General features: G+C 41.8%; 14 protein-coding genes. 9 read left to right on the forward strand and 5 right to left on the reverse strand.

The features are described from left to right. Window positions 1–196 precede the first annotated feature (196 nt). Window positions 197–1045, forward strand: coding sequence for a DUF1207 domain-containing protein (locus QNI24_RS07815; RefSeq protein WP_267176002.1), 849 nt, complete (start codon window positions 197–199; stop codon window positions 1043–1045). A gap of 9 nt (window positions 1046–1054) precedes the next feature. Here the strand turns inward: QNI24_RS07815 and QNI24_RS07820 are convergent, their stop codons facing one another. Both QNI24_RS07820 and recQ read right to left on the reverse strand, forming a co-directional pair. Further along, window positions 1055–3220 (reverse strand): diguanylate cyclase, encoded by a 2166-nt coding sequence (locus QNI24_RS07820; protein WP_267176003.1) that lies wholly within the window; start codon window positions 3218–3220, stop codon window positions 1055–1057. Then, entirely contained in the window at window positions 3221–5335 is a 2115-nt protein-coding gene (gene recQ, locus QNI24_RS07825) for a DNA helicase RecQ (protein ID WP_267176004.1), read from the reverse strand. It abuts the gene before it with no gap. A gap of 129 nt (window positions 5336–5464) precedes the next feature. Here recQ and QNI24_RS07830 point away from each other — a divergent pair, with 129 nt between their 5' ends. Beyond that, window positions 5465–5725 carry a hypothetical protein gene (locus QNI24_RS07830; RefSeq protein ID WP_267176005.1) on the forward strand — a complete coding sequence of 87 codons (261 nt, stop codon included), beginning with the start codon at window positions 5465–5467 and terminating at the stop codon, window positions 5723–5725. An 87-nt stretch (window positions 5726–5812) separates the two neighbouring features. Further along, on the forward strand, window positions 5813–6226 hold the full coding sequence (locus QNI24_RS07835) for a Slp family lipoprotein (RefSeq protein ID WP_267176006.1): 414 nt from the start codon (window positions 5813–5815) through the stop codon (window positions 6224–6226). Window positions 6227–6265: 39 nt separating this feature from the next. Here the strand turns inward: QNI24_RS07835 and QNI24_RS07840 are convergent, their stop codons facing one another. Beyond that, window positions 6266–7303: a glycosyltransferase family 9 protein gene (locus tag QNI24_RS07840; RefSeq protein WP_267176007.1), complete on the reverse strand. Its 1038-nt coding sequence runs from the start codon at window positions 7301–7303 to the stop codon at window positions 6266–6268. Between the two features lie 49 nt (window positions 7304–7352). Between QNI24_RS07840 and QNI24_RS07845 the strand changes: the two genes are divergently transcribed. The 6 genes from QNI24_RS07845 to uvrC are packed head-to-tail and all read left to right on the forward strand — an operon-like array spanning window position 7353 to window position 12073. After that, window positions 7353–8075 carry a 3-deoxy-D-manno-octulosonic acid kinase gene (locus QNI24_RS07845; RefSeq protein WP_267176008.1) on the forward strand — a complete coding sequence of 241 codons (723 nt, stop codon included), beginning with the start codon at window positions 7353–7355 and terminating at the stop codon, window positions 8073–8075. Further along, entirely contained in the window at window positions 8072–9079 is a 1008-nt protein-coding gene (gene moaA / locus QNI24_RS07850) for a GTP 3',8-cyclase MoaA (RefSeq protein WP_267176009.1), read from the forward strand. The genes QNI24_RS07845 and moaA overlap by 4 nt, the downstream gene beginning before the upstream one ends. Before the next feature lie 7 nt (window positions 9080–9086). Continuing rightward, window positions 9087–9566, forward strand: coding sequence for a cyclic pyranopterin monophosphate synthase MoaC (gene moaC, locus QNI24_RS07855; RefSeq protein ID WP_267176010.1), 480 nt, complete (start codon window positions 9087–9089; stop codon window positions 9564–9566). Continuing rightward, a complete protein-coding gene (locus QNI24_RS07860) occupies window positions 9563–9808 on the forward strand; it encodes a MoaD/ThiS family protein (RefSeq protein ID WP_267176011.1) in 246 nt (81 codons plus the stop codon). Before moaC ends, QNI24_RS07860 begins: the two co-directional genes overlap by 4 nt. Then, on the forward strand, window positions 9809–10237 hold the full coding sequence (locus tag QNI24_RS07865) for a molybdenum cofactor biosynthesis protein MoaE (RefSeq protein ID WP_267176012.1): 429 nt from the start codon (window positions 9809–9811) through the stop codon (window positions 10235–10237). It begins immediately after the preceding gene. A 6-nt stretch (window positions 10238–10243) separates the two neighbouring features. Continuing rightward, the gene (gene uvrC, locus QNI24_RS07870) at window positions 10244–12073 is read left to right on the forward strand and encodes an excinuclease ABC subunit UvrC (RefSeq protein WP_267176013.1); all 1830 of its coding nucleotides are present in this window, start codon (window positions 10244–10246) and stop codon (window positions 12071–12073) included. A 94-nt stretch (window positions 12074–12167) separates the two neighbouring features. Here the strand turns inward: uvrC and QNI24_RS07875 are convergent, their stop codons facing one another. Both QNI24_RS07875 and QNI24_RS07880 read right to left on the reverse strand, forming a co-directional pair. Then, on the reverse strand, window positions 12168–13901 hold the full coding sequence (locus QNI24_RS07875; RefSeq protein WP_267176014.1) for a M28 family metallopeptidase: 1734 nt from the start codon (window positions 13899–13901) through the stop codon (window positions 12168–12170). A 186-nt stretch (window positions 13902–14087) separates the two neighbouring features. Further along, window positions 14088–15464, reverse strand: a complete 1377-nt coding sequence (locus tag QNI24_RS07880; RefSeq protein ID WP_267176015.1) for a pyridoxal-phosphate dependent enzyme — start codon at window positions 15462–15464, stop codon at window positions 14088–14090. Window positions 15465–15505: the final 41 nt, after the last annotated feature.

A 15505-nucleotide genomic window follows, 5' to 3' on the forward strand; every position in this document is an offset into this window, starting at 1 on the left:
TCTATAAAGCATTGTTAAGTAGAGCATATTTATCAAAATCATTTATTAAAAACCACATAAGCCACAAACCAACATGAAATCCACTACCCTTATTCTATTGACTCTTTTTATGGCCAATAAACCTTTTGCCTCTCAAGCTTCCGAGCTAAAAAATCAATTGAATGCATGCAAAATGATAAGCAACAGCACACAGAGATTGAAATGCTATGATGAAATTGTTAATGCGCCACCAGAGGCCCTCCAACAAAGTGCCAAAGACACCCCACAGCAACAAGCAACAAATGCCACAATAAAAAATGAATTCCCAATTTTGATTGCTGACATCAATGAACCCAATCTGATGCTCAGTTTGGGTAGACTGGACTTATTGGGCAGGGATTTCAAAGCTGCGCTGATCAGCGCAGGTAAAAGACATTTGATCAGAAACATCGCACTGCCCAATGGCGAAACTTTTGCGCTTAACGTCATTGGACAAATCAGATCACAGTTTGATGTGGATGAAATCGACACCAGAAATAACCGCGGTGGCGCATTGATCAACACAGATTTCATCATAGGTGGTGAAGTAGTTAAATCCATGGAAGATTGGAGTTGGCGCTTCAGTTATACCCACAAAAGCACCCACTTAGGTGATGAATTTCTGATTGATAACCCCGAATTCCTTGAAAATCGCATCAACCTGTCCTATGAAACAATCAGATGGGATGCGGCCAAGTCCTTCAATCACTGGGACTGGTATGCTGGTTTGGGTTTCATCACGCGGTCAGAACCCGGTGATTTAGAAAAATTCATGTGGCAAGCTGGTTGGCAATATGTGGGGGATCATTGGCACAACATCAAACCAATCTGGGCCGTTGATTTGAGCTCCTGGGGTGCCTACGACTGGAATATCAACGCCACCATGAGAGCCGGCATAGAAATCAGAAATTTTACTCACACACCTTTTCAGCTGATGTTTGAGTACCAAGAAGGACAATCACCCTATGGCCAATTTTTTACCGATGACTTCAGTTACAGCGGCATCACCTTGTTGAAACACTGGTAAGGCTTACACTCAGTTACTGAGTTCTGCGTTGACTTGGTTGCGACCAGCATGTTTGGATTGATACAGAGCATTGTCGGCTAATTGATAGAGCTTGGTTGGGGTGAATTTCGTGGTATCAATGGTTGCTACACCGACTGAGACAGTGATCCTGACTGATTTATTTTGGCTGATTTCAAACACATGATTTTCAATGTGTTTTCTGATATCCTCCGCCAGTTTGATGGCTTTATCATGTTTGCTGTCACTGAGTAAAAAACAAAATTCTTCGCCGCCAATTCTGGCCAAACACGCAATTTCATGATCTTTGAAACACTCAAGTTCACGAGCCAGTTGACGCAAAACATCATCACCAACTGGATGGCCATATGAATCGTTGATTTTTTTGAAGTGGTCAATATCAATCAATAGCATGGTCATCATTGATATGTCTTTTTGGCAGCGCTGCCAAATCTCCTGCATCATCTCATTGAACACATGGCGGTTATCCAACTGAGTCAAAGCATCCTTTCTGGCTAATTCATACAATTGTTTATTGGCTGACTGGAGTTTATCAGTCCTTTCAGCCACTGTGTTTTGCAGTTTCTGATTCATGGCAAAAACCTCTAACCGTTTTTGTTTGATCTCTTGATAAAGGTTTTGAATTTCAATAGGCAGTTCAATGTTTTTATCAAAAGCAACATCATGCTCAAATCCTGCACCTCGCTCAATCATTTTATTCAAGCGATGCATTGAATAAGTCCAATAGTGACTGATGATTTGTGCCAATAGCTTAGCCACAAAAACCAGGATCAACATCGACAAGGAGAAAAGAATCAATGTCCTTTCAACCACTGCAGCAAATTGAGATTCGCTTTGTAATGACACCAGTTTCCAACCAAAAGAGAACTCAGTATCCTGATAGTAGTAGCTCTCAGAACCCAGTGAGTCAGTGATGAAAATATCATTGGAATGGATGTGGTTGTGGTGATTGTCCTTGACTGTTTCTATATTCAAGGTTTGAAACAATTCCAATTCTAATGCCTCTGAAAAACTAACCACTTTATTGTTTTGATCTAAAACCACAGCACTCAGTTCTGGATTCAATTCATTTACAATCTGACGAATTTTATTCAGAGATTTCAATGCAAAAGTCCCTTCTACCACACCCTGATTGGTCAACGAAGAATTACTTGGAACGCCTGCACTGATTGCTGCAATCAAATTAGTTCCAAAACCTCTGCCAAAAAATCCAGGAGAAACATAAACTTGATCAGAATCGATTGCATTGATGAAATAATGGCGATCAGAAACACTGATGGTTTCACCTGTTTTATTGATGTTTTCAACCAATTCAGCAGGTGAAGAATGAATTAATCGTCCTTTCTCATCTGTGATGATCATGGTCATGAATTCATGGTGTCTGCGATTAAAAGCCAACAATCCCTCCTTGCGCTTTGGGGGGTCATTCCATATCGCGGCCAAGGTAAATTTAAATTCATTCAAGGCATTGATTTTAACTTGTAGTAAGCAGTCTAACTCAAAAAACAGACTGTCATGGTATTTCTGTTGAGTTAAGTACATTTGTTGATTGGCATCAGTGACTTTTTTATTCAAATCATAAAAAAAGAACAAAATACCTGCCGTTATTAACAGTGATGAAATGATGTGAGATGACTGTTCTCTGATCGAAAGTAAAATATCAGAGTCTTTGCGTTTGAGGTAGTTTTTAACCGTTGGCACATACATCAATATCGCAGCTATATGTGCATACAAAATGGCATTGGTTAACTGTTTAATTAATATTGTAAGCCGATGTGCATCGAGAAAAAATTCATATTGAGAAATAGAATACCAAGAAATCGGCATGCCTATAAAAAGCCAATAAACAATCACCAATAAAATGACATTAGTTCGTTTATAAGCAAACGCCAAACCCACTAATAAAGCTTCTAGACCAAAAGTCAAAAGTGGCCAAAAACTACCCCATGCTAAGACCAGTGGGATGGTGCCAATAATGGCGGTCAAGACAGCCACCCAAGGCCCCCTGAAGACAGCCACCAAAAGAAAAATGACCCCTCCAAAAACAAACTCGGCTTCAAAGAACAGCGGCAACCTGAACAAGTTAATCAATGCTGCCAGCGCACCACCAATAAATATGAGGGTAAGATCTTTTGAAGTGAGTTTAAATGGCTGCAATTATTCTAGCTCTGCCAAAACACAACGCAAAGTACCGTAATCGTACATGCCGTCAAGTGCATCATATACTGGCTTTAATTTCTTCTCCTCCAAATAACCAGTCATTTCGGCCATTTGAATGATGTAATCAATGTCAGTATCTTCTAATTGGGTCACATCTTTTTTATCAACCAAGCCAACCGCTATGGCTTTTGATAAATGCATATATACTGTATTAACATTGATGCCTAATACTTCAGCCACTTTTTCCACCGATTTATGTTCTAGAAAGTGATCCAAAGACACATTGACTTCATCATCTAGCCTGTTATCGAGCTTATCAGGCAACGGATTCGCCTTGATGACTTCGATGAAGACTTCGCCGTATTTAGCCAGTTTGTATTCACCAACACCAGATATGTACATGAATTTTTCACCTTCAACAGGCCTTTTTCTGACCATTTCTAACAATGACGCATCACTGAATATAACATATGGTGGCACACCTTGATCAGTGGCCAAATCCATGCGTAATTTCTTCAAGGCCTCCCATAGAATGGTATCATGCCGTCCCAAATCAACTTCATCAGCTTTTTTGGTCTTATTTTGTGCTTTGACCACATCTCTGAGGTAAAAAGACTCTTTACCTTTGAGGATTGACTTAGATTTATCAGTTAATTTCAATGAGCCAAATTCAGGATCCACATCAATATAACTTTGACTGATGAGCTGACGGTACAATCGCCGCCACCAAGTTTTAACGTGATCTTTGCCCAGCCCAAAAACGTTCAACTGATCATGTTTTAATTGCTCAACCCGTTCATCATTGTTGTTACCCAATAAAATGTCGATTAAATACATGATGCCAAATTGCTGCTCTGTTCTGTAAATCGCTGACAGAGCCATTTGGGCTTCTTTTGATGCATCAATTCGTTCTGGTGGATTCAAACAGTTGTCACAATTACCACAAGGGTCAGGTAACGTCTCACCGAAATATTTCAACAATGTCTGGCGCCTACAATCCAGCTGTTCACATAAATCAACCAATGAGTCCAGTTTATTATGCAACACATTCTTGTGCTCATCACCCGCATCAGAGTCACGAATAAACTGCCTTTGCATCACCACATCTTTGTAGTTGTAGGCCATCCAAGCGTTTGAAGGTTGGCCATCACGGCCAGCCCTACCCGTCTCTTGGTAATAAGATTCAATGTTTTTAGGCATAGAAAAGTGCGCCACAAATCTGACATCAGGCTTGTCAATACCCATTCCAAATGCAATAGTGGCCACAATAATAACCCCTTCATCTCTTAAGAATCTGGCTTGATTTTGGGTTCTGATGCGACCAGACAGTCCAGCATGGTAAGGCAGAGCCACCCTTCCTTTTTCTCTTAGAAACTCTGCAACAGCTTCTACTTTGCGTCGCGAAAGGCAGTATACAATGCCGGCATCCTTGCTGTGGTTTTCATTGATGAAGCGCCACAATTGTTGTTTGCCATTATCTTGTTCTTCGATCGCATAGGTTATGTTAGGCCGATCAAAACTGGAAACGAACACTTTCGCATCATCCAATTTCAACTGCTCTATCATCTCAAGCCTGACTTTTTCATCGGCAGTAGCGGTCAGTGCTATCCTTGGAATGTCTGGAAAGTTTTCATGCAGAATCGAAAGCTGCTGATACTCTTTCCTGAAGTCGTGTCCCCATTGTGAAACACAATGCGCTTCATCAATGGCGAACAGTGCCACATCAATGCCTTTTAAAAAGTCTTGCGTTTCATCACCCATCAAGCGTTCAGGAGACAGATACAACAAATCCAGTTCGTTGTTTTGGGCTTTTTGTTGCACTTGAGCCACTTCACTGGCTGAGAGCGTTGAATTGATATATGCGGCATTGACGCCTAATTGTTGCAAGGCATTGACTTGGTCTTGCATCAAAGCAATCAAGGGAGATACCACTACACCCACACCTTTTCTGGCTATGGCGGGTATCTGGTAGCACAACGACTTACCGCCGCCAGTAGGCATCAGCACCAAAGCGTCTTTGCCTTCAATGATGGAATTAACTATGTCTTGTTGTTGGTCTCGGAATTGATCGTAACCAAAAACATCCTTCAGAATATTTTGAGCTGCACACATTCTAATTATTTTAAACCAGGGACTGAGACAGTTCAACAACTGTATTTTTAAAAAAATATATCCCTCATCTTCTCAATTTTTGCGAATCAGCCACAGTTTAATAAAGCCATGCAACCAATGAGAAACATCATGACAAACAGCAAATCTCTATTCATTTCAACACTGGCCCTGCTTGGCGGTGGCTATTTAATATTATCGATACCAGCCTGGCTCAGTTATTTAACTTTGGCTGCAGGGGGTTTGAGTTTAATCATTCACACCACCCTGGTACACAAGCCATTATTTAAAACGATTTTGCACTTCATCATAGAATTTTTTGCTTTTGCTATGATGTTAACAGCATTGATTGTCACCGCTGTACTGACCCACAATGTATTGAATGTGCTATGAGCATTAATTAAGTTTCTTTGATTCAGGCTTGGTTCAAGTTTTGTTAGCATAATGAAGCCATCAACTATTCAATGAGGACTGTTTTTTATGAAATGTATTGTTATTGTGCTGTTGAGCTTATTTCTTTCCGCTTGCATCCAACCACCGAAACCGTTACGCGGCGAATACAGCGACATCAGTCCCCAAGCCTATCAAAAAAACCCGCAAACAGATTTAAATATCCGATGGACTGGTTTTGTTATCGAGGTCGAAAACAAAACTGAACACAGCTGTCTGACCATCATCGCCAAAGTGCCTGATGAACGTGCCAAACCATCGCGCAGAATTCGGGTTGATAAAGGCCGATTCATAGCCTGTAAACCCGTCTTTTTTGAGCCAGAGAGCTTCATGAACAAACCGGTTACGGTAACTGGCACCGTTAAAAGGTTAGTAAGCAAAACCATCGATGAACTTAAATATGATTATCCGTTGGTCGATGCTGAAGTAGTCTATGTCTGGTAGAAAAGCCTGTTTTCAATTTCAGTAACATCCATAAAATTGCTATAAAACTTGATCGACTTTGGCCATCACATCAGTGACCTCAATCAAATCCATGGCACCAGGATACTCTGTTTTGGTACCCCACTTGACCGCTTTATCTGACTTGTTGAGAAACTTGTGGCAAGCCTCGGGGTATTTATCAACCGTCAGTTGAGGGTATTGATAAGACCCAGATCTTCTGTAATTACTGGCTGCCAACAACCCAATCACAGGTGTGGCTACAGCACCAGCCATATGCAGCGGCCCCGAATCGGGTGATATCACCAAATCAGCACAACTGAGCAGGTGCCACAATTGTTTCAATGTGTCTTTACCAGCCACATTCAAAACAGCTTGTTGACATTGATTTTCAATTGACTCAACAAACGCTTTCTCACTCGGCGATGGACTGCCAACCAAAATCACATGAGCACCATATTCAGTCACCAGTTGATCAGCCAGAGTGGCATATTTCTGGCTTGACCAATTTCTTAACTCATGGCTAGAACATGGGCTGATTACCACATTGGGCTGATTTTTTTGGATACACGTGTTGGCAAACTGTTTGTCACCCTCATTCAATGGTAATTGCCAATCCATGATGCGCTGTTGACAGCCTAAATAATCAGCGAACTGCATGAAACCATCCAATACATGACAATCACGCAAATAAGGAATGCGTTCATTGATAAACATGCCATGTAACTCTTTTGATCGTTTTTTATCAAATCCAATTCGACGTTTCGCTGGTATAAACCTTGAGATGATATTGGCTCGCAGTGACAACTGCATCTGTAATAAGGCGTCAAAGCGTTGACCTGCGAATGACCGACGCAATTGCATTAAACCTGTATAGCCACTGTTTTTATCAAACACAATGAACTTCACACCAGGCAAACCCCTTAACAGCTTATGTTCAACCTTGCCAATGACCCAAGTGATTGAAAGCTTGGGAAATTCATGCTGCAATGTCTTAACAACTGGTATCATATGAGTCACATCACCTATGGCTGATAGCCTAAAGATACAAATTGATTTGAGCTTGGCGTTTGTCGTCATCTGAGAAATCATTTAAAATGATACATTCTACCATTGACCCAATTTACCCTTGCACGTAATCAACAACAAAAATACTTGGATTCTGACCACAAACAATGATTTCCAGGATATCGACGAACAATGGTTCACCCAAGCTTACTGGATGAATCAGGGCCGTTTGCTGGGCGCTAATTCTGGTAGGGGTTCAGCATGGGTAATTAAATCAGAATGGGGCAAATGGGTATTGAGGCATTATTTTCGCGGCGGACTTTACGCCAAGCTGAGTAAAGACAGTTATTTTTGGACTTCATTGAAAAATACCCGCGCTTACAAAGAATTCCAACTGCTGCAGAAAATCCATCAATTACAACTTCCTAGCGCAAAACCCATAGCAGCCTTGATCAGAAAAAGTGGACTTTATTACCACAACGACTTGATCATGTCTCATATCAAACACCAACAGACATTTGCTGACTTATTGATGGCAAACAATCAGCCCATAAAAACTTGGCAGTTAATTGGCAAAACCATTGCACAGTTTCATCACCACGGCATCTATCATTCGGACCTCAATGCACACAATATTTTGTTAGCCAAACCAACCGATGAGCACCCTGTTTACTTGATTGATTTTGATAAAGGCGCAATCAAAAACATAAAAAAAACCTGGCGCCAAGAAAACCTCAATCGCTTGAGAAGATCAATTGAAAAAATCAGTGAACGATCTTGTGACAGCGAATTTTCCATACAGTGGGATGGTTTACTGAGCAGCTATCAGGAACATTTCTCATGACAGTGACTGATCAACTCAACAGACCAGTTAAAGATTTACGCATCTCACTGACTGATCGATGTCAGTTTCGATGTACTTATTGTTTGCCTGCTGAACATGTCGATGTGATGCGCCAACAAAGTCAGCCTGAGAACCACATGAGTTTTGCAGACATCATTAAGGTCACTGCCGCATTTGCTGAGTTAGGTGTCAGCAAAATACGCCTTACTGGTGGTGAGCCGCTGCTGCGAAAAGGTGTGGATAGTTTAATCAAATCAATCAAAAAGATTAAAGGCATCGATGAAGTGGCATTGACCACCAATGCAGGACTGCTGGATCCAGTTCTTGATGACCTGATTGATGCTGGTTTGGATCGAATCACCATCAGCCTGGATGCCATCGAACAAGACCTATTTGAACAAATCACTGGCACCCAATTTGCGGTAGATAAAATTTTACAATCAATACATAGGTGCGCAGGCTCAGCACTCAAACAAGTAAAAGTAAATTGTGTGGTACAAAAAAACATCAACGAACACCAGGTGATACCGTTGTTGAGCCATTTCAGAGGTACTGGAGTGGTGGTGCGTTTCATTGAATTCATGGACGTGGGCAACCTCAACCAATGGCAATCAAATCAAGTGGTAAACTCAGCTGATTTATTGAACCAGATCACTACAAAGTGGCCGATTAAGCCTAAAGCTGCCAGTCAAATCGGTGAAGTGGCAAATCGCTATGAATTTATTGATGGTCAAGGAGAATTTGGCATGATTTCATCCATTAGCGAGCCATTCTGTCATGACTGCAATCGTGCCCGACTGAGTCCTAGCGGCGAGGTATTTACTTGTCTTTTCGCGGCAAGCGGCCATGACATCAAGCCTTTGCTCAATACCCCTGATCAATTACTTGATGCCATCAGTCAAATTTGGCAAGGACGTGCTGACCAATACTCAGTCCAAAGACAAAACATATTAAAAACCAACAACAAACACAAAAAAATTGAAATGTTTATGATCGGAGGCTGAAATCAGCATGACAGATGAACTGAGTCACATTGATAACAATAACAACCCAACCATGGTTGATGTCAGTGATAAAAAAATCACCATGAGAACTGCCGCTGCACAATCATTGGTCTTATTGCCTGATGCAATAAAGGCGGTCATTACTGACAATGAAATTCACAGTAAAAAAGGCCCAGTCTTTCAAACTGCCATCATTGCTGGCGTGATGGCTGCCAAAAAAACCCATGAGCTCATTCCTTTCTGCCACCCGCTGCCTTTAGAGAGTTGTAAAATAGATATAACTACCACTGAAGATAAGGACCTGCTTATCACCTGCCAATGTAAAGTGACGGCCAAAACAGGGATAGAAATGGAAGCTTTAACAGGTGCATCAGTGGCTGCCTTGACCATTTACGACATGTGCAAGGCTCTGAGTCATGACATCACAATCACAGCCACTCAATTAATCACCAAAAGTGGTGGTAAATCAGACATCATACGCAGATGAAAATAACCACAGAATTTTACGGCAGACTGAAAGAGCAATTCAGTCCGGAGCCAATAGAAATTGAGTCAATACCCCACCCTGCGACCATACAAACCGTATTTGATTTATTGTGTGAATTACATCAAGTTAAAATAAACCCAGAAAGTATAAAACCCATACTCAATGATACCTTTGCTGACTGGGACGATGAAGTGAAACAACATGATATTGTGGGTTTTTTCCCACCTGCAGCTGGAGGTTAAATGTTCAGCATCACCACAAAACAGATTGACCCTGAGGGTTTGAAGCAACAGGTTATGGATCCACGCAGCGGTGGCTTTGTGTGCTTTGAAGGCTGGGTCAGAAACCACAATTTAGACAACAAAAAAAATAACAAAGCTGTGCTTGAATTGCATTATGAAGCTCATGAAAAACTGGCCACTGAAGTGGGTTTGCAAATCATGGCCGAGGCAGCACAAAAATTTACCATCAATCATGCCTGTTGTTCGCATCGCGTGGGCCAACTTAAAATTGGTGATATGGCCATCTGGGTCGGCGTATCAGCTGATCACCGCCAGGCTGCCTTCGAAGCTTGTGAGTACATCCTCAATCAGACCAAAGCACGTGTTCCAATTTGGAAAAATGAACATTATAAGGATGGGGAGTCTGGCTGGGTTGAGGCCAATCTATAAGCTAAAATGAAACCTTTTGACCACAAAAAATTTGTTAAAGAATTGCCCAAACTACCAGGTGTTTACCAGATGTTTGATGGCAATAATGAAGTCATATATGTGGGCAAAGCCCGGGTATTAAAAAACCGCGTTGGTAGTTACTTTACTGGTCAGGCCAAAGACAACAAAACCATGGCCCTGGTCGCTGCCATTAAAGACATGAGTTTTCACATCACCCGTTCTGAGGCTGAAGCGCTGTTGTTAGAAAACCAATTGATAAAAAAACACAATCCCAGATACAACGTACTGTTAAAAGACGGTAAGAGTTATCCTTATATTTACTGTTCAGTGGGTGTTGATGAGTTTCCACTGTTAGAATTCAGGCGGGGTAAAAAACAGAACAAGGGACGTTTTTTTGGGCCATTCCCAAGTGCGGCATACGTCCGAAATTCGCTACATTTCTTACAAAAAGTATTCAAAGTTAGGCAGTGTAACAACAGCACATTTAACAACCGATCAAGACCCTGCTTACAACATCAAATCAATCGTTGTACGGCCCCTTGCGTTGGTTATGTCACTCAAGAAGAATACCAACAACAACTCAAATACACCTTTGATTTTATCGAAGGTAAATCCAATCAAGTGGTTGATTCATTGATGGCAAGAATGGAACAAGCAGCAGAACAACAAGATTACGAACAAGCGGCCAGTTTTCGCGACCAAATCAAAGCCATAAGGATGATTCAATCCAAGCAAACTGTCGAACTGCAGCCTGATGATAATTTTGATATGGTTGTTGCTGGCCAACAAGGCAACATGTACATCGCGACAGTGGGCACCGTCCGCAACGGTCAATTCATGGGTTATCGCAATCACTTTCCAGCCACGCCCAAGGGCACGTCTATCAATGAGTTCTTGTATGCTTTCATAGGTTTGTTTTATGACAACCAAATAACTGCTGATGCCATTTTATGTAACACAGAACCCAGCAATAAAAGCGAATTGGCAGACATCTTATCGAGCATCAAAGGCAAAAAAGTTTTCATCACAGCAAAACCCAAGGGCAACAAACTTAAATTGCTCAAACAAGCTGAAGAAAACATGCGAAATGCCCTCATCATCAAGGCCAACAAATACCAAACTTGGCAAAATAAATGGGCATTGTGGCAAAAGGAATTGGGCTTCAAAGACGAACCGAAAAGAATTGAATGTTTTGATATCAGTCACCAAATGGGTGAACACACACGTGCCTCTTGCGTGGTTTTTGACGACCAAGGCGCCGTTAAAAAAATGTACCGACAGTACATCATGGAAAACATCACAGCAGCCGATGATTATGCAGCAATGCGGCAGGTCATTGAAAAACGCTTGGCCTCAATCAAAAAACGAAAACTCGGCTTTCCTGATGCTTTTGTCATTGATGGTGGTAAAGGACAAGTCAATCAAGCCATAGCGATACTTGAAGAACATGCGATCACTTCGATAAGGGTCATAGGGGTAACTAAAGATGACAACCGCACTGCTGGTGAAGAACGCATATATCTACCTGAGTCGAAGACCTTTATCAAACCAGAAAGCCATGGTTTGTTGTCATTGATGATTCAATTCATCCGTGATGAAGCGCATCGTTTTGCCATTAAATCACACCGCAAGGCCTACAAGAAATCTCGCACAACCTCAACCTTAGAGGACATTCCTGGCATCGGTGAAAAACGCCGCAACCAACTTTTGAAACATTTTGGTGGTTTACAAGGTTTGAACAAAGCAAGTTTGGAAGACATCACTAAAGTCGAAGGCATCAGTGAAACAATGGCCAAAACCATTTATGATTTTTTACATCAAAAAGCAACTCAATAAAGAACCTAACACGACCATATAATGCTCGAAGGAGCCGCAAACATAAACACCAGCCCAATAAACCAGATGACTTATCAGGCTGACTAAAAAGAATTTATTCGCTACAAGTCATGCCATCAATCGCAGTCAATCGAGTCAAAGGCATACTACCTGCTGAGTAGTCCACACCCTCGGCAGGTGCCCAACTGAACATCGCGGTGTTACAACCATCGAACTCAATTTGTAAAGTACCCCACAAAGTTGAGTTCACATCAGCTGTATTGAATTCTGGTGGAAACAGACCCAGTTCAGAGATGGTGACATCAACGGTAGCTACACTGCCATCATACTCGCCAGCACCAACCAACCAAATCTGATTACCTAATTGATCAAAAACATACCAAACCAATAAAATTCGATTCCCTGGCAACACCTCTATTGTTAAACCATGGCCAGACTGATCTGGGTTGTACCACATGCCTGAGTGTGCCGGCACAACAGAGAAACCAGTATCTGGCTCAATGCCTACCAAATCTACCAATGTTGCTAAGTGCGCTTTAACCACACCCGCCCCTTGGACTTTGTCCAGATGGATAGGCAAATCAGTGGTTGTATGATAATGCTCATAGTCCATTACAATGGGTATGGTTGATGAAATTGAAGGGATTTTCGCCGCAGAGAAACTTTTGAAATCAGTACAGCAAGCATTAGGATTTATATACCAATCAATATCAGTGTATAAATTACCATTGGCGGCAAGAATTTCTGCGTATTGAACGTATTCAGCCTTGTCTGTTCCGGCATTCATCCAACTGACAGTGTTGGCTCTGGATGCAATCATATCCATGTTTTGCATGAATTTCACTTTACCTAAATCACCCGCTTCACCTAATACTGTAACCACATCTGCACTGCCCCACAAGCCACGTTCTTCGGCATTGAAACAAACAAACAAAATAGAAGATTCCGTATCGTAATTACTGATGACGTTCGCAATTTCTAATACACCAGCACAACCAGAGGCGTTGTCTTCAGCACCTGGTGACGGCCGGTTCCAATTAAAATCTTCATTCCTAGAATCTAAGTGCGCACCGACGACATACCAGTCATCTGGTTTAGTTACGCCTTGCTTAAAAGCTAACACATTAAAACCGATATGATTATGTGGATCAATTCTATAAGTGTTTAAACCTAAATCATTGAATCGCCCTTCTAGCCATTCGCCAGCACCTACCATGCCCATTTCAGTTAAGCGATCATGCGAGGCCAAAATCTCAAGTTGTGAAAAATAACGGTTTTCATCAACCTGATTCAACATGGCAGCCAAAGTATCCGATTGTTGTGATTTTGTGATGTTGCGATTATCAAATTGATAACTCAGTACAGTATTTTTTTTAAATGCTCGAAATTCATTGTGGCTGACCAACTTCACTTTATCGCTGAAACCTGCAGCTGCCACTAATTGGTGACCACCACCTCTGAAGATTGGCTCTACTTTGGCATGTATGTCATGGCTATTTTTGACAGCGTTCTCATGTTTGGTGTCATCCGGGTCACTACTTGAACAATGCCCATTGCTTTTGAACATCAGATCTGACAAGTCAACGCTTTTCGTAGTTGCTAGTACCTGTGTATAAGAGGGCATGGTTTCAGTTGAGTCATTGAAACTAACGATCATTTTATCGCCCATCTCAACCCACCAATCAACTTTGGGGTGTGATTTGATTGCGGTGACTTTTTCAGCACCTATTTTATTGATTTCAAGCAATGAAATATCGGTGACTTCTGCCCAAATGTTGAAACTCAACGTCAAACAAAAGATAACAACAGCCAGAATTATTTTATGCATAATTTTTCCTTATTAAATGATAAATACAGTTACATTGCTTAACATTTCTGAAATCATTGCGCTGAACTGGTTCCATCTAAACTGCTTAAACTGCAGTCGATTAATTAAGTCTAGGGCGATTCATTTGAATCCTATCTGAGCACATGGTCAAATAGGTATAAGTAGTTTACCCAGACACTCAATATATTATTGATTCACATCCACCCGCCGCAGGTAATTCAGCAAATCAATTCGTGTGATTAAGCCCAAAAATTGGTTGTTGTCTTTGACTATAGCCACTTTACCATCATCAAATATTGGCATCAGTTTTTCCAGTGGTGTGTCGATGCTCAAAAATTCCAGGTTACTGGTCATGGCAGACTCAACCGTATCATCAAAAGCATCGGCATTTTCAAAAACTTTCATCAACACATCGGACTCATCGATGATGCCAACAATCACATCGCCGTCCATCACCGGCATTTGCGATACATCGTACAGCTTCATGCGCTGATACACGGTCGCCAAGTTTTCACTGGGACGCATAACGATGGTGTCGTTGGATTGATACGGTCTGGAAATTAAATCACGCAAATCTCCATGCTGTTCAGTTTGGATATAACCGTTGTCCATCATCCAATAGTCATTGTACATTTTAGACAAGTATTTGTTGCCGGTGTCACAAACGAAGACCACCACATTCTTGGGCTCTGTGGCTTCCTGACAATAATTCAAGGCAGATTGGATCAGGGTACCGGTGGATGAACCTCCCAAAATGCCTTCTTTGCACAGCAGTTCCCTGCCCGCTGCAAAACTCTCAGCATCACTGATGGCATAAGCTTTGGTTACATGAGAAAAATCACTGATACTGGGCAAAAAGTCTTCTCCAATACCCTCCACTTTCCAGCTACCACTGTCCTCACTGAGGTTGCCTTCATTGATGTATTCAGCCAATATACTACCAACCGGGTCTGCCAAAATCAGTTCTGTCTCAGGATGGTGCTCCTTCACGTACTGACTTAAGCCCGTGACCGTACCACTTGAACCCACACCGAACACAATGGCATCCACATCACCATCTAGTTGTTCAAAGATTTCAGGCGCGGTGGTTTGATAATGGGCCTTGGGGTTGTTGGGGTTAGCAAATTGATTGATAAAATAGGCACCTGGGGTTTGTTCAGCAATGGTGGCAGCCAAATCCTGGTAGTATTGTGGGTGTCCTTTGGCCACATCTGAACGCGTCAGCACAATTTCAGCACCCATGGCCTTCAAATTAAAGATTTTCTCTTTACTCATTTTATCTGGAATAACCAGAATCAGCTTGTAGCCTTTCTGAGCAGCAACCAAAGCCAAGCCAATGCCTGTGTTTCCTGCAGTGCCCTCAACCAAGGTATCTCCTGGTTTGATGTGCCCTGCTTTCTCAGCTTCATCGATCATCGACATGCCGATGCGGTCCTTGATTGAACCACCTGGATTCATGTTCTCAAGCTTGAGGTATAAATGACACAGGCCGGTGTCTAAATGATTGACTTTGACCATAGGGGTGCGACCAATGAGGTCCAGCACGGAATTAACTACTTGCATATATGTCCCACGATAATTGTGATTTTAGATAAGGTTATGAG

It is taken from the genome of Marinicella marina, from assembly GCF_030065545.1.
GTDB lineage: Bacteria > Pseudomonadota > Gammaproteobacteria > Xanthomonadales > Marinicellaceae > Marinicella > Marinicella marina.

What these genes read in the sequence shown, in the direction of transcription:
- QNI24_RS07880 (WP_267176015.1), bottom strand. Translation starts at nt 15,464, where the DNA reads ATGCAAGTAGTTAATTCCGTGCTGGACCTCATTGGTCGCACCCCTATG.
- uvrC (WP_267176013.1), top strand. Translation starts at nt 10,244, where the DNA reads ATGAAACCTTTTGACCACAAAAAATTTGTTAAAGAATTGCCCAAACTA.
- moaA (WP_267176009.1), top strand. Translation starts at nt 8,072, where the DNA reads ATGACAGTGACTGATCAACTCAACAGACCAGTTAAAGATTTACGCATC.
- moaC (WP_267176010.1), top strand. Translation starts at nt 9,087, where the DNA reads ATGACAGATGAACTGAGTCACATTGATAACAATAACAACCCAACCATG.
- QNI24_RS07835 (WP_267176006.1), top strand. Translation starts at nt 5,813, where the DNA reads ATGAAATGTATTGTTATTGTGCTGTTGAGCTTATTTCTTTCCGCTTGC.
- recQ (WP_267176004.1), bottom strand. Translation starts at nt 5,335, where the DNA reads ATGTGTGCAGCTCAAAATATTCTGAAGGATGTTTTTGGTTACGATCAA.
- QNI24_RS07840 (WP_267176007.1), bottom strand. Translation starts at nt 7,303, where the DNA reads ATGACGACAAACGCCAAGCTCAAATCAATTTGTATCTTTAGGCTATCA.
- QNI24_RS07875 (WP_267176014.1), bottom strand. Translation starts at nt 13,901, where the DNA reads ATGCATAAAATAATTCTGGCTGTTGTTATCTTTTGTTTGACGTTGAGT.
- QNI24_RS07865 (WP_267176012.1), top strand. Translation starts at nt 9,809, where the DNA reads ATGTTCAGCATCACCACAAAACAGATTGACCCTGAGGGTTTGAAGCAA.
- QNI24_RS07830 (WP_267176005.1), top strand. Translation starts at nt 5,465, where the DNA reads ATGACAAACAGCAAATCTCTATTCATTTCAACACTGGCCCTGCTTGGC.
- QNI24_RS07860 (WP_267176011.1), top strand. Translation starts at nt 9,563, where the DNA reads ATGAAAATAACCACAGAATTTTACGGCAGACTGAAAGAGCAATTCAGT.